The sequence below is a fragment of the Rhodanobacter fulvus Jip2 genome, from assembly GCF_000264315.1.
In the GTDB taxonomy this organism is placed as follows: Bacteria; Pseudomonadota; Gammaproteobacteria; order Xanthomonadales; family Rhodanobacteraceae; genus Rhodanobacter; species Rhodanobacter fulvus.
In genome coordinates this window covers 95,656-108,675 of record NZ_AJXU01000031.1, presented here as the reverse complement: position 1 = coordinate 108,675, position 13,020 = coordinate 95,656, and the positions used below count along the sequence as shown (strand labels likewise).

Sequence of the window (13,020 nt, the reverse complement as noted above, 5' to 3'; positions counted from 1 at the left end):
CCCAACGGTGGGCCGGAATAGTCTGGCATGAACGTCAGGCGAAGACGCGCAACGTCGCTCTACCTCCTGGGAAACGCAAACGCAGGAGCGGTCTGGATCAATGCGTGACGGATGTACGGGTGCGCACCAACGCGTCCACCGACTGTTGCCATTCCGGCGAACCGGGTACGGATTGCGGCGCCTCCTGGCCCAGTTTGCGCTGCACCGCCTGGTTCCATTCGGCGGAGCCCTGGTCGGGGCCGTGGCCATTGTCGGTGATGCCCAGCGTGCGATCGATCCAGGCATACCAGGCCGGCGAACCCAGGGTGGCGTCAGCCGGCGCCGAACTGCCCGGGCGTGGCTGCGCGGCCGTCGCGCCGGGCGCATCGGCCGTAGGTGAGGGCGAACACGCCGCCAGTAGCAGCGCGAAAGGGATGACGACGGTGTATCGACGCATGGCCATTCCTGATTGCGGATGATTCCGCAGCGTAACCGCGCGGCCCGCGCAGTGAATTAATTTTTCATCAAGGCGCGGTTACTGCTGCGGTTCAGTTGCGCGCCGCCACCTCGTCGATGTGCCGCAACAAGTCGGCCGGATCGTCGTAGACGCGGAACGCGCCCGATTCCTGCAACTCGCCGCGGCCGTAACCGCCGGACAACACGCCCACGCCCAGCGAACGCGCGCGCTGGGCCGCCAGCATGTCCCACACGCTGTCGCCGATGACCAGCGACTGGTGGATGTCCACGCCCAGGCGGCGTGCGGCGGTCAGGAACAGGTCCGGGTCCGGCTTGGCGTGGCGTACCTGGTCGCGGGTCACCACATGCACCTTGGCCGGGTCGACGCCCAGCGCCTCCAGATTGGCCGCGGCGGTCGCCATGCGGCCGCTGGTGGCGATGGCCCAGGGGATGTCCTGGGCGGTGAGGTAATCCAGCAATTCGCGCGCGCCCGGCAGCGGGCGGATGGCGCTTGCCGCGTGCTGGCGGTTGTAGGCCTCGGCGTGCCACTTCCGCAGTCGTGCGAGGCGTTCCTCGGTGATCTCCAGCCCGGTTTCGCGCAACAGGATGTTGGCGAACAGGCCGCCGCTCATGCCGATCTTGCGGTGGATGCGCCACACCGCCAGCTCCACGCCTTCGCGCTCCAGCGCTTCCTTCCAGGCCAGCACATGCTGGTAGACGCTGTCGACCAGCGTACCGTCGAGATCGAACAGGAAAGCAGTGTCGCTGCGTGGCATCGGGGTTCTCCAGTGAGTAGTCGACGCCAGTATGACGGTCAGGCGATGAGCGCGGTGACAACAAGGCGCGTGCGAACGCGATTGGCCGTCCAGACGGACCGATGGTCGCGAGTCGATGCCGGCCCTGAGCTCGCCATCAACGTGGTTTCAGTGCGTCCGGCGAGGTCCTGATAGCGCTGTCAATTTTGCCCTGGAGAAGCCCACAGGGCGTGCCCCGTCTCCTGCATCGCCAGCGCGGCGGCGCCCAGCAGGCCCGGTTCCGGATGGGTGATCGCCACCGTGGGCACCTGTTCCATGGTGTCGCGGAAGCGGCCCTTGGCCTCGAAGCGTTCGCGGAAACCGCCGTGCTGCAGCCACGGCAGCAAGCTCGGCAGCACGCCGCCGGTGAGATAGACGCCGTCCCAGCCACCCATGGTCAGCACCAGGTCGCCGGCCACGCTGCCGAAAATGCCGGCCAGCGTCTCCACCGTGCGCACGCACAGCGGATCCTCGCCGGAGACGGCGCGGGCGGTGATGTTTTCCGGCGTCAGTTCCTCGACCGGCTGGCCGGCGATGTCGGCCAGTGCGAGGTAAAGGTTGACCAGGCCGTTGCCGCAAATCATGCGTTCGTTGGAGACGCGACCGAAGCGCTGGTTGAGCCGGTGCAGGATCTCCACGTCTTCGGCGGTGTGCGCGGCAAAACCGGCATGGCCGCCCTCGCTTTCCAGCACGCTGCAATTGCCGTCGCGCAGCAGCAATCCGCCCACGCCCAGACCGGTACCCGGCCCCATCACCACGAACGTCTGCGATGCATGACTGCCCAGCCGGGGCAGCGGCGGCGCGCCCACGGTCACCAGGTCTTTCGGGGTCAGCAGGGTCACGGCCATGCTCTGGGCGGCGAAGTCGTTCACCAGCCGCACGGAATTCATGTCCAGCTTGTCGCGCAGCAGCTGCGCCGAAACCGCCCAGGGGTTGTTGGTGATCTGCACCGTCTCGCCGTCGGCGATGCGCCCGGCGGCGGCGATGATCGCGTGCTTCGCGCTGAAGCCGGTGTCCGCGAAATACTGCCGGATCGCCTCGGCCAGGGTGTCAAAATCCTTTACCCGGTAGCGGCGGATGCTGTCGGTCAGCAGCGGCGCGGTCAGATCGGTGTCCGCCAGTGCGAAACGCACGTTGGTACCACCGAGATCGGCGAGCAAGGTCGGGGTACGGCTGGGCTGACTCATGATCTTCCTGACGACGGGAAAACCCCTAGCGTGCACGTTGCGGCGGCTGTTCGTCCAGTGTTTTGCCCAACCATACGTGGTGGAATGGGCCTTCAAGGCCTTCCCGTCGCCGTTTCCGGGGTGCCGTTTTGCGCCCAGGCGCTAAAATGGCGGCTATCGATTCCGCGAGCCTACGCCCATGAATTTCCCCGCCGTCCGCATGCGCCGCATGCGCCGTGACCCCTTCTCCCGCGCCTTGATGCGCGAGCACACCCTGCTGCCCAGCGACCTGATCATGGTGGCGTTCGTGATCAACGGCGAAGGCCAGCGCGAAGCCGTGCCCTCGATGCCGGGCGTGGAGCGGTTGTCGATCGACGAGCTGCTGAAACTGGCCGGCGAATGCGTGCGACTGGGCATTCCCGCGCTGGCATTGTTCCCGTCGCCGGGCGCCCGGGTGAAAAGCGAGGACGCCGCCGAGGCGTGGAATCCCGATGGCCTGATGCAGCGCGCCACCCGTGCACTGAAAGCCGCCTACCCCGACCTGGGCCTGATCGGCGACGTGGCGCTGGACCCCTACACCACGCACGGCCAGGACGGCCTGATCGACGCGGACGGCTACGTGATGAACGAGCCCACCGTCGAGGCGCTGGTGAAAATGGCGCTGGCGCAGGCCGACGCAGGCATGGATTTCGTGGCGCCCTCGGACATGATGGATGGCCGCATCGGCACCATCCGCGACGCGCTGGAGGAAGCTGGCCACATCCACACGCGCATCCTGGCCTATTCGGCCAAGTACGCCTCCGCGTTCTACGGCCCGTTCCGCGATGCGGTGGGTTCGTCGGCCAATCTCGGCAAGGGCAACAAACACACCTACCAGATGGACGTGGGCAACAGCGACGAGGCGCTGCGCGAGGTGGAGCTGGACATCAGCGAGGGCGCCGACGCGGTGATGGTGAAGCCGGGCATGCCTTATCTGGACGTCTTGCGTCGGGTGAAGGATGCGTTCGGCGTACCCACGTTTGTCTACCAGGTCAGTGGCGAGTACGCGATGCTGAAAGCGGCTTCGCAGAATGGCTGGCTGGATGAAAAGGCAGTGGTGCTGGAATCGCTGACGGCGATGAAGCGGGCCGGTGCGGATGCGATTCTCACCTATTACGCAATCGATGCGGCCCGGTGGTTGCGGGGGGAATAGCGACCAGGATCGAATGGCACTGCCTCAAGCGCGAAACTTCATTTCCGTCATTCCTGCGAAAGCAGGAATCCAGTGACTTCAGCCTGCCAAAGGCGCTGGATCCCCGCTTTCGCGGGGATGACGAGCTTGAGCGTCCCTCCATGCGGGAAACAGACCGCTCTTTCCATGGCAGGTCGCGGAGTTATCGCTGGCCACTGCGCGGTTCGGTCAGGCGAATCTCATAGACGGCGATGAAGCGGGCCGGGGCGGATGCGATTCTCACCTATTACGCAATCGATGCGGCCCGGTGGTTGCGGGGGGAATAGCGACCAGGATCGAATGGCACTGCCTCAAGCGCGAAACTTCATTTCCGTCATTCCTGCGAAAGCAGGAATCCAGTGACTTCAGCCTGCCAAAGGCGCTGGATCCCCGCTTTCGCGGGGATGACGAGCTTGAGCGTCCCTCCATGCGGGAAACAGACCGCTCTTTCCATGGCAGGTCGCGGAGTTATCGCTGGCCACTGCGCGGTTCGGTCAGGCGAATCTCATAGACGGCGATGAAGCGGGCCGGGGCGGATGCGATTCTCACCTATTACGCAATCGATGCGGCCCGGTGGTTGCGGGGGGAATAGCGACCAGGATCGAATGGCACTGCCTCAAGCGCGAAACTTCATTTCCGTCATTCCTGCGAAAGCAGGAATCCAGTGACTTCAGCCTGCCAAAGGCGCTGGATCCCCGCTTTCGCAGGGATGACGAGCTTGAGCGTCCCTCCATGCGGGAAACAGACCGCCCTTTCCATGGGCAGGTCGCGGAGTTATCGCTGGCCACTGCGCGGCCCGGTGAGGCGAATCTCATACACATGGGGCCAACGCTTGCCGGTGACGAACAGGCGATCCTTCGCGGCGTCGTAGGCGATGCCGTTGAGCACGTCGTTGGCCGGGTCGGGTGTGTCTTCGGCGCGTGGCGCCAGTCCGGTCAGGTCGATCCAGCCGACCACCTTGCCGCTGGCCGGGTCGATGCGGGCGATGCGCTGGGTCAGCCAGACGTTGGCGTAGATCTGGCCATGCACCCATTCGAGTTCGTTGAGGTTGGCCAGCGGCTCGCCATCGGCGGTGACGTCGATGTGGCCGACCTGCTGCAGGGTTTCCGGATCGAGCAGGCGCAGGGTCGGGGTGCCGTCGCTCATCAGCAGATGCTTGCCGTCGGTGGTGAGGCCCCAGCCTTCGCCGGGGTAGCTGAAGCGCGCCAGCGGTTTCAGCGTGGCCAGGTCGAAGACGAAGCCTTGCTGACCGCGCCAGGTGAGTTCGATCAGGCGGTCCTTCCACGCGACGATGCCTTCGCCGAAGAACCCCGGCCCCGGCGTGGCTACCTGCTGCAGCACCTTGCCGCTTTGCAGGTCCACCTTGCGCACGAACGAGTGCCCCACGTTGCCGGTGCCCTCGTACAGATAGCCGTCCAGATAGAACAGGCCCTCGGTGTAGGCGTGGGTGTCGTGCGGCCAGGTGTGCGTCACGGTGTAACCGTAAACCGGTACATCGCTGGCGGCGGCCGTTGCGCAGGCGAGGGAGGCGGCCAGGAAGGCGAGAACCATGGCGAATCGTTTCATGGCGTCATGATGCCGGAGCCGCGTGCCGGTGTGTCGACGGCGAGTCACCCGGGCCGGCGCGGCGCATGGAATAATCGAGGCTTGCGACGAAGCCGGGATACGCGTGGAAAGTCACCAATTCTTGCAGACGGCGGTGGTCTTTCTGCTGGCCACGGTCATTGCCGTGCCCCTGACCAAGCGCTTCCGGCTGGGTTCGGTGCTGGGCTATCTGCTGGCCGGCGTGGTGATCGGGCCGCCGTTGCTGGGACTGGTCAGCGATACCGAAGGCGTGGCCACGATCTCCGAGTTCGGCGTGGTGCTGATGCTGTTCGTGATCGGCCTGGAGTTGTCGCCGCAGCGGCTGTGGGTGATGCGGCGCGCGGTGTTCGGCACTGGCTTGCTGCAGGTGGTCGCCACCAGCATGGCGATCGGCGCGGTGGCGTATTACCTGTTTGGCCTTACCGGCAAGGCGGCGGTGATCGTGGGCGGCAGTCTGGCGCTGTCCTCCACCGCGTTCGGCCTGCAGATACTGGCCGAGCGCAAGGAGGCCGGCTCAGCGTACGGGCGCCAGGTTTTCTCGATCCTGCTGTTTCAGGATCTGGCCGCGATCCCGCTGATCGCCGCGGTGCCGTTGCTGGCGTCGTCGACGGCGCAGAGCTTCGATCTGCTGGCGATCGGTCGCACGGTGGCGGTGATCGTGGCGGTGGGGGTGGGTGGTCGCTACCTGTTGCGGCTGGTGTTCCGTTTCGTGGCGCGCGCCGATTCAGTGGAGGTATTCACCGCCACCGCCTTGCTGGTGGTGATGGGCGTGGCCTTTCTGATGGAGCTGGCGGGGCTGTCGGCCACGCTGGGTGCGTTCCTGGCCGGCATGCTGCTGGCGGACTCGGAATACCGGCACGAGATGGAATCCAACATCGAGCCGTTCAAAGGCCTGCTGCTGGGGCTGTTCTTCATCAGCGTGGGCATGTCGATGGATTTGTCGCTGCTGCTGAAACGGCCCGGCCTGATCTTCGGCCTGGTCGCGGCGCTGCTGGTGCTGAAGGGCCTGCTGCTGTGGCCGCTGGGTCGTTTGCTGGGCGGGCTCAACCGCTCCGACACGCTGCGTCTGGTGGTGCTGCTGGCCTGCGGCGGTGAATTTGCGTTCGTGGTGCTGCGCCTGGCGGCGGAGGAGCACCTGATCGCCGTGGCCCAACGCGACGCCTTGGTGCTGACGATCACGCTGACCATGGCACTGACGCCGCTGCTGGTGGTGCTGGCGTCGCGGGGCCTGCAGCGCGGGCCGAAAAAGCCCTCGCGCGAGTTCGATGCGATTGATACCGACACGCCGCGGGTGATCATCGCCGGCTTCGGCCGCATGGGTCAGATCATTGCCCGCGTGCTGCGCGCGCAGGGCATTCCGTTCGTGGCGCTGGAGCATTCGGCCGAGCAGGTCGATGTCTCGCGCCGCTTCGGCACCATCAACCTGTTTTTCGGCGACCCCGCGCGGCCGGAGCTGTTGCGCGCGGCGCAGGCGGAAAAGGCCGAGGTGTTCGTGCTGGCCACTGACGACCCGGAGGCGAACCTGCGCACGGCGCGGCTGGTGAAGCGGCAGTATCCACACCTGAAGATCATCGCCCGCGCCCGCAATCGCCAGCACGTGTTCCGGCTGATGGACATGGGCGTGGACGAGCCGATCCGCGAGACCTTCCACTCCAGCCTCAAGATGACCCGCATGACGCTGGAGGCGCTGGGCCTGCCGCACGATTACGCGGCCGACCGGGTCGAGCGGTTTCGTCGCTACGACGAGGATCTGCTGAAGAAACAGGCGCTGGTCTACGACGACGAAACCAAGCTGATACAGAGCACGCGCGATGCGCTGGTCGACTTGCAGAAGCTGTTCGAGGCGGATGCGGAGCCTGGTGCGGAGCGGGAGCGCGAAAAGGGCGCAGTGAAGCCTGAGGAATCCTGAGGCTGGATGCGGTGGCGGCGTTTGGACGCCTGAATGGCGCCTGGATCAAGAGCGCCTCCATCCGCCTTCAGCACCTTCCCCCGCAAGCGGGGGAAGGAAGCGATCCAGCCTCAGCGCCCCGATGTTGCTTCCCGCAAGCGGGGAATAAAGCGGTCCAACCTCAGTGCCACCCATGTTGCTTCCCCCGCTTGCGGGGGAAGCTGCCCGGAGGGCTGATGGGGGCGCTCTTCGTGAGGCTCAAGATGAAGCATCAGTCGGCCGGTTGCGCCGGCTGGCGCAAGGTCTGCCGCACGCTGGGGATGGCGCTGGCGCGGGCGGCCAGTTCGTGGGCGATGTCGACGTAGCCCAGTTGCCGCGCCACGTCGGCGGCGGTGCGGCCGAACGCGTCGGCCGCATTGCGGTCGGCACCGCGTGACAGCAGCACGCGGGCGGGCGGCAGCAGGGCATGCATCGCGCAGGCGTGCAGGGCGGTGACGCCGCGCTGGTCGGCATGCCCGGCGCGCGCGCCGGCTTCCAGCAGCACCGGCACCAGCGCGCCGATGTGGGTGGCGTCGCAGGCGCTGCCCGGCCGCAACTGCGCACCCAGCAGCAACAGCAGCGGCGTCATGCCTTCGCCGTCGGCCTGGTTGATATCGGCGCCATGCTTGAGCAGCACGTCGAACAGGCGCCGTGCGCGCAAGCTGTCGTTGTGCTCGAAACCGAACTGCGCCGCCGCATGCAGCGCGCCACGACCGCGGGCGTCGACGGCGCCGAGTTCGGCGCCCGCCTCCAGCAGCGTTTCGACGATCTCCGGGTAGCCCATCGCGGCGGCCACCATCAGCGCGGTCGCTTCATTGGGCAGGCGCTGGTCGACCGTGACGTCGCGTTGCAGCAGCAGGTTGACGAGGGCTTCGCGGCGCGCCGCCACGGCGGCGCCCAGCGGCGTCACGCCGTTGCTGGCGGCCAGCGTGGCATTCGCGCCGGCATCGAGCAGGTGGCTGGCGATGTCGCGATGGCCGGCGCCGCAGGCGTGCAGCAGCGCGGTGGCGCCGTGCGGGTCGGGCGTGTCCACGGCAAAGCCGAGTTCCAGCAGCCGCTGCACTGCTGCGGTGGCACCGGCGGCCGCGGCCAGCGGCAGGTCGCCGGCGCGCAGCGGGCGTCGCGGCAGGCGCCAGTCGGCCCAGTTCAGCCAGCGCTCGATGGCGGGGTCTTCCAGTGCCAGGCCCAGCGGGGTTTCGCCGTTGGCGTCGGCGGCCTCGGGGTTGCCGCCGTGGGCGATCAGCAGGCGCACCAGCGGCAGGGCTTGCGGGCCGTGCTCGAGTGCGGCAAACAGCGGCGTGCGGCCTTCGCGGTCGCGCGTGTTCGGGTCGCAGCCGCGCGCCAGCAGCGCCTGCAGTACGTCGGTTTGCGCGTTGACCACGGCGAGGTGCAGCGGCGAACGTTCGCGCACATCGGGGCCGAACGGGTCCGCGCCGCGCTCCAGCATCTCCAGCGGCAGCGCGTTGAAGTCGGTGGTGCCGTGCAGCCGCACCAGGGTCTGCGCCAGCAGTCCGGCACCGGCCGGGCTTGCGCCGGCCTGCAGTAATTCCCCGACCGCCTCGGCCGAACCCGGGAGTCGCTGCAGCAGGGCGTCGAACAGCCGCCGCCCCAGCGGTGAAAAAGCGGTTTCGGCCGGATCACCGGCATCGGTTTCGGCGTCGTCCAGTTGCTGCGTGGGCAGGCGCGCTTCGGCGTCGAGGCCGTGGTCCAGCAGCCAGCACCGCGCATGGCGCAGGCCGGGAGTGGCCAGTTGCAGATACAGCTGCGCCAGCTCGGCTGGCGGCCATTGCCGCACGCGCTCGGCAAAGCCGGAAACCACGGCCCAATGGCCGAAGCGCAGCGCATCGAGCAGATGCGCCGGTGTGTCGGAACCCTCGGCCAGCGTGTCGTGGCTGAGGTTGGCCGGCAGCGGTGTTTCCGGGTCCAGCAGTGCCACCAGATCCCAGCGGCCGGCGGCGGTGGCATGGTCGAGCGCGCTGCGACCATCACCGCCGGGGCGCTTGGGTTCGGCGCCGAGCGCCAGCAGCGCGCGGACGGTTTCGGCGTGGGCGTGTGGCGACTGGCAGGCCAGGGTCAGCGCGTCGCGCCCGTGTTCGTCGCGCTGGCGTGCGTCCGGTTGCGCCTCGGCCAGCAGTTGCACCACGCCGCCGGCGCCGGCGCGGGCTGCTTCCATCAGCGCCGTGCTGCCATGCTGGTCGACCAGGTTGACGTCGGCGCCGGCGGCGCGCAGTGCGCGGGCGATCTGTTCGTGGCCTTCCGCGGCGGCGGCTTGCAGCGCGCTGCGGTGGCGGGCATCGACCGCGTTGATCGCCGCGCGATGCTTGAGCAGCAGTTTCACCCCGGCCACGTCGTCGTCGGCGATGCCCGCCGCCGCGACCAGCGCCGGTTCGCCATCGGCGGGAGCGGGTTTGGCGCCGTGTTCCAGCAGGAATTTGGCCAGCGGCCAGTTGGCGGCGCGGCAGGCGCCGGCCAGCGGGCTGATGCCGGCCTTGTTCAGCGCGTTGATCGGCGCGGCGGCATCCAGCAGCATCGCCGCGACACCGGGCTCGGCACTCAACGCGGCGCCATGCAGCGGTGTGTTGCCTTCGGCGTCCGTGACGGTCGGGCTGGCGCCGTTGGCCAGCAGCGTGAGTACCGCCTCGGGCCGGCCGTGGCGGCTGTCGCGGGTGGCGGCCAGCAGCGGCGTCAGCCCGCCGGAGGCGCGATTGACGTCGGCACCGCGGGTGATCAGCGCGCGCAGCAGGCGCGTGTCCGGCAGCAGCGCCGCCAGCATCAGCACGGGACGTTGGTCGCGATCGGCGGGATCGGGCGCGGTATCCGGATCGGCACCGGCCTCGATCAGCGCCAGTGCCCGCTCGATGTCGCCGTCGCGGGTCGCCGCCAGCAAGGCCTGGGCCTGCTCGGGCGTGCCGGCGATGCGCTCCTGTTCGTTCAACGGCAGCGGTGCCGGGCGCGATGGATTTTCCACATCGTCCGCCAGCAGAGGCTGCTTGCGACGTTTGCCGCTGCGTGTGCAGAGCAGGGCGCGCAAGGTGCGGTTGGCCACCACCAGGCAGCCCAGCGGCAACACCACCACGCCGTAGATGGCGAGTGCGGCGATGCGCAGTTCCGAAGGCAGCACGCCGTACAAACCGGTGAGCGCGATGGCCACGAACGCCATCACCAGCAGCGAAAAGGCCGCCGGCAGGAAGTGGCTGAAAAAACGTTCCTCGCTGGACAGGTGGCGACCGAACGCCAGGCTGCGCAAGGTGGCGGTGAAAATCCACGAGCCATCGCTTTGCTGCGGGTAGGCGTCATCCCATACGAAAACCAGCCCGAACGCCGGCCACAGCCGCCACAGCACCGCCAGCGCAATCACGCAGGTGGCCGCCAGCGCCAGCGCGGCGCTGAGCCCGTGTGACAGGTTCAGTTGCAGCATCGGCCACGCCACCAGCACGAACACCAGCGCGGTGTAGCCGGTGAACATCACCAGGTGCGCCGCGCCCCGGCGCAACACCGTACGCACGAAGCGGGGTTCCGGGTCGAAGCCGATCGCGTGGCAGATGGCGGCCATCGTCAGCGCGTTGGCCAGCAACAGCGGTATCAGCGTCAGCGGGTGGGTGGCCAGGCCGGCGGCGGCGACGGCGAGCAGCCCCGGAATGAACCAGGCAAGGGCATGCGGGAGGGGCGGGCGGCGTCGCGATTTGGGCAGGGTCATGTCGACAGTATAGAAACCGTGACGAATCCAGACGATAACCCAGCGTTAACGCCCACGCGGGCCCTCCCGGCCACGCATGCGCCGGCGATCTTCAATCGTCGCGATCGCCGTGGAGTTCGCGCCGGTAGGCCGGGTGGTTGGCGGCGGCCAGGGTTTCCTGCGGCGGTACTTGCAGATGCCAGCCTTGGGTGCGCAGGTGATCGAGTACCTGCAAGGTGTCCTCGTTCGGCAGCTTGCGCTGCTCGTCCAGTTGCACCTCCATCACGAAACGCAATTCGCCCAGCAACAGCATCAGCGATTCGGGCAATACGTCGAACGCGTCGCGCTCGGCCAGCCACACGTAGCTGTCATGTTTGCGCAGGCTGGCGTAGACAAAACAGGGCATGGCGGGCATCCGGAAGGGGGTGCGACGATTCTCCACGGTACCACCTGAACCTGCCAGCCTGGCCCTCTGCGACAGGCGCGGCCCCGTTTGTCCGAGAAACCGCGTTGGCGGGCCGTGGACATTGCTGCTGCCACACTTGCAACTGCTTGGCAGAGTGTGCAAAGTGCCCAAAGGTCGTTCAAACGATTGTATTAATTCATACAGAACTACCACCCCGAACCGAGCCCCGTACGAACAAAAGCAGGAGCAAGCGATGCAAACTTCATTCCGTATCCTTTCCGGCACTGCCCGGCCGCTCACGCTCGCCGCGTTGAGCCTGGCCATCGTGGGTGCCTTGGTTGCGCCCTCCAATGCCGATGCCAGCGCCTTCCAGTTGAAGGAAAACAGCGCCAAGGCCATGGGCCGCGCCTATGCCGGCTCGGCTACCGCCGGCGGCGACGTCTCGGTGGTGGTCAACAACCCCGCCGCGATGAGCGACCTCAAGGGCACCTATCTGCAGGCCGACGTCACCGCGATCAACTTCAGCACCAAGTTCAGCGGCACGGCGACCGACGCCTTGGGACGTCCGATCGAGGGCGGCAACGGCGGCGATGGCGGCACCACGCTGCCGGTGCCGGCGCTGTTCTTCGCCACCCAGGTCAGCGACCGCATGCATCTGGGCTTCGGCTTCTCCGTGCCGTTCGGCTTCCAGACCGAATACGACCGCAACTGGAAGGGCCGCTACGGTGCGGTCAAATCCAAGTTCCAGTCGATGGACGCCACCTTGTCCGCCTCGTTCGACGTCACCGACAACTTCAGCCTTGGCGCTAGCGTGATCGCGCAGAAGACATCGGCCGAGTTGACCAGCGCCATCAACTACAACGCGGTCGGCCTGAGCATCCAGCAAGGCATCGGCGCGAATGCCGCCGCCGGTGTGGCGAAGATCCAGGCGGCCGCTGCCGCCGGCCAGCTTTCGGCGCAGACCGCCCAGGCGATGATTCAGGCTGCCATGCAGGAAGCCCAGGCAGCCGCAGCCGGTGTGGCTGCCGCCACGCCGGTCGGTGGTGACGGCTTCGCCCGCATCAAGGGTGATGACTGGGCCTACGGCTGGCAGTTGGGCGGCTACTGGAAGCTGAGCCCCAACGACAAGCTGGCGCTGAACTACCGCTCCAAGATCAGCCACACCCTGGAAGGCACCGGCAACTTCACCACCACCGCCGGCTACGACGCGTTGCTCGCCAACCCGCAGCTGGCCGCCTCCATCCCGCCGTTCCAGCACACCACCGGCACCGCGGACTTCACCACCCCGGCCGTGGCCAGCGCCAGCTACTGGCATCAGGCCGAACGCTTCGGCCTCGGCATCGATCTGGCCTGGACCAAGTGGAGCGCGTTCCAGGATTTGACCGTGAACTACGGCAACAGCCAGCCGTCGACGTCGGAGCACTACAACTGGCGCAACACCTGGTATGCGTCGGTGGGCGGCGATTACAACGTCAACGACAAGCTGACCGTGCGCGCCGGCATTGCCGTCGACAGCACGCCGACCTATCTGGCCACCCGCAGCGCGCGTGTGCCCGATTCCACCCGCAAGCTGGCCACGGTAGGCCTGAGCTATCAGGCCAGCGACAACTTCGAGATCAACGCCTCGTACGCGCATATCTTCGTCAACAACGCGCACGTCGATACCATCGACTCCACCGGCAACCGGCTGGCGGGCAATTTCGAGGACTACGGCAACCTGCTCGGCGTGTCGGCCACGTACAAGTTCTGATTCCCCGACAAACCCGAGTCACGACCCAGGCCTCCCCGTGTGAACGGGGAGGCTTTTCGTTTCATGGGGCGC

9 protein-coding genes are annotated in these 13,020 nt (G+C 67.3%); 3 read left to right on the top strand and 6 right to left on the bottom strand.

Translation table 11 applies throughout. The features are described from left to right. Window positions 1-97 precede the first annotated feature (97 nt). The 3 genes from UU9_RS08555 to glk all read right to left on the bottom strand — a co-directional run bounded on the left by UU9_RS08555 (window position 98) and on the right by glk (window position 2,416). A complete protein-coding gene (locus UU9_RS08555) occupies window positions 98-436 on the bottom strand; it encodes a hypothetical protein (RefSeq protein WP_040670631.1) in 339 nt (112 codons plus the stop codon). A gap of 91 nt (window positions 437-527) precedes the next feature. Then, window positions 528-1,211 (bottom strand): HAD family hydrolase, encoded by a 684-nt coding sequence (locus tag UU9_RS08550; RefSeq protein WP_007081344.1) that lies wholly within the window; start codon window positions 1,209-1,211, stop codon window positions 528-530. Window positions 1,212-1,390: 179 nt separating this feature from the next. After that, window positions 1,391-2,416 carry a glucokinase gene (gene glk / locus UU9_RS08545; protein WP_007081343.1) on the bottom strand — a complete coding sequence of 342 codons (1,026 nt, stop codon included), beginning with the start codon at window positions 2,414-2,416 and terminating at the stop codon, window positions 1,391-1,393. A gap of 178 nt (window positions 2,417-2,594) precedes the next feature. Here glk and hemB point away from each other — a divergent pair, with 178 nt between their 5' ends. After that, entirely contained in the window at window positions 2,595-3,587 is a 993-nt protein-coding gene (hemB, locus tag UU9_RS08540) for a porphobilinogen synthase (RefSeq protein WP_007081342.1), read from the top strand. A gap of 792 nt (window positions 3,588-4,379) precedes the next feature. On the opposite strand, the gene UU9_RS08535 is transcribed toward hemB, so the two are convergent. Then, window positions 4,380-5,156, bottom strand: a complete 777-nt coding sequence (locus UU9_RS08535) for a glutaminyl-peptide cyclotransferase (protein ID WP_237710254.1) — start codon at window positions 5,154-5,156, stop codon at window positions 4,380-4,382. 118 nt (window positions 5,157-5,274) lie between these two features. Here UU9_RS08535 and UU9_RS08530 point away from each other — a divergent pair, with 118 nt between their 5' ends. Further along, window positions 5,275-7,098, top strand: coding sequence for a monovalent cation:proton antiporter-2 (CPA2) family protein (locus UU9_RS08530; RefSeq protein WP_040670589.1), 1,824 nt, complete (start codon window positions 5,275-5,277; stop codon window positions 7,096-7,098). A 250-nt stretch (window positions 7,099-7,348) separates the two neighbouring features. On the opposite strand, the gene UU9_RS08525 is transcribed toward UU9_RS08530, so the two are convergent. Then, entirely contained in the window at window positions 7,349-10,813 is a 3,465-nt protein-coding gene (locus UU9_RS08525) for an ankyrin repeat domain-containing protein (protein ID WP_007081339.1), read from the bottom strand. A 91-nt stretch (window positions 10,814-10,904) separates the two neighbouring features. Then, complete coding sequence (locus UU9_RS08520) at window positions 10,905-11,198, bottom strand: YcgL domain-containing protein (RefSeq protein ID WP_040670630.1); 294 nt, start codon at window positions 11,196-11,198, stop codon at window positions 10,905-10,907. Between the two features lie 253 nt (window positions 11,199-11,451). On the opposite strand from UU9_RS08520, the gene UU9_RS08515 reads away from it, so the two are divergent. Continuing rightward, window positions 11,452-12,948, top strand: coding sequence for an OmpP1/FadL family transporter (locus tag UU9_RS08515; RefSeq protein ID WP_007081337.1), 1,497 nt, complete (start codon window positions 11,452-11,454; stop codon window positions 12,946-12,948). Window positions 12,949-13,020: the final 72 nt, after the last annotated feature.

Bases quoted from the DNA above. Each gene is read 5' to 3' on its own strand.
- UU9_RS08555 (WP_040670631.1), bottom strand. From the start codon at position 436: ATGCGTCGATACACCGTCGTCATCCCTTTCGCGCTGCTACTGGCGGCG.
- UU9_RS08550 (WP_007081344.1), bottom strand. From the start codon at position 1,211: ATGCCACGCAGCGACACTGCTTTCCTGTTCGATCTCGACGGTACGCTG.
- glk (WP_007081343.1), bottom strand. From the start codon at position 2,416: ATGAGTCAGCCCAGCCGTACCCCGACCTTGCTCGCCGATCTCGGTGGT.
- hemB (WP_007081342.1), top strand. From the start codon at position 2,595: ATGAATTTCCCCGCCGTCCGCATGCGCCGCATGCGCCGTGACCCCTTC.
- UU9_RS08535 (WP_237710254.1), bottom strand. From the start codon at position 5,156: ATGGTTCTCGCCTTCCTGGCCGCCTCCCTCGCCTGCGCAACGGCCGCC.
- UU9_RS08525 (WP_007081339.1), bottom strand. From the start codon at position 10,813: ATGACCCTGCCCAAATCGCGACGCCGCCCGCCCCTCCCGCATGCCCTT.
- UU9_RS08520 (WP_040670630.1), bottom strand. From the start codon at position 11,198: ATGCCCTGTTTTGTCTACGCCAGCCTGCGCAAACATGACAGCTACGTG.
- UU9_RS08515 (WP_007081337.1), top strand. From the start codon at position 11,452: ATGCAAACTTCATTCCGTATCCTTTCCGGCACTGCCCGGCCGCTCACG.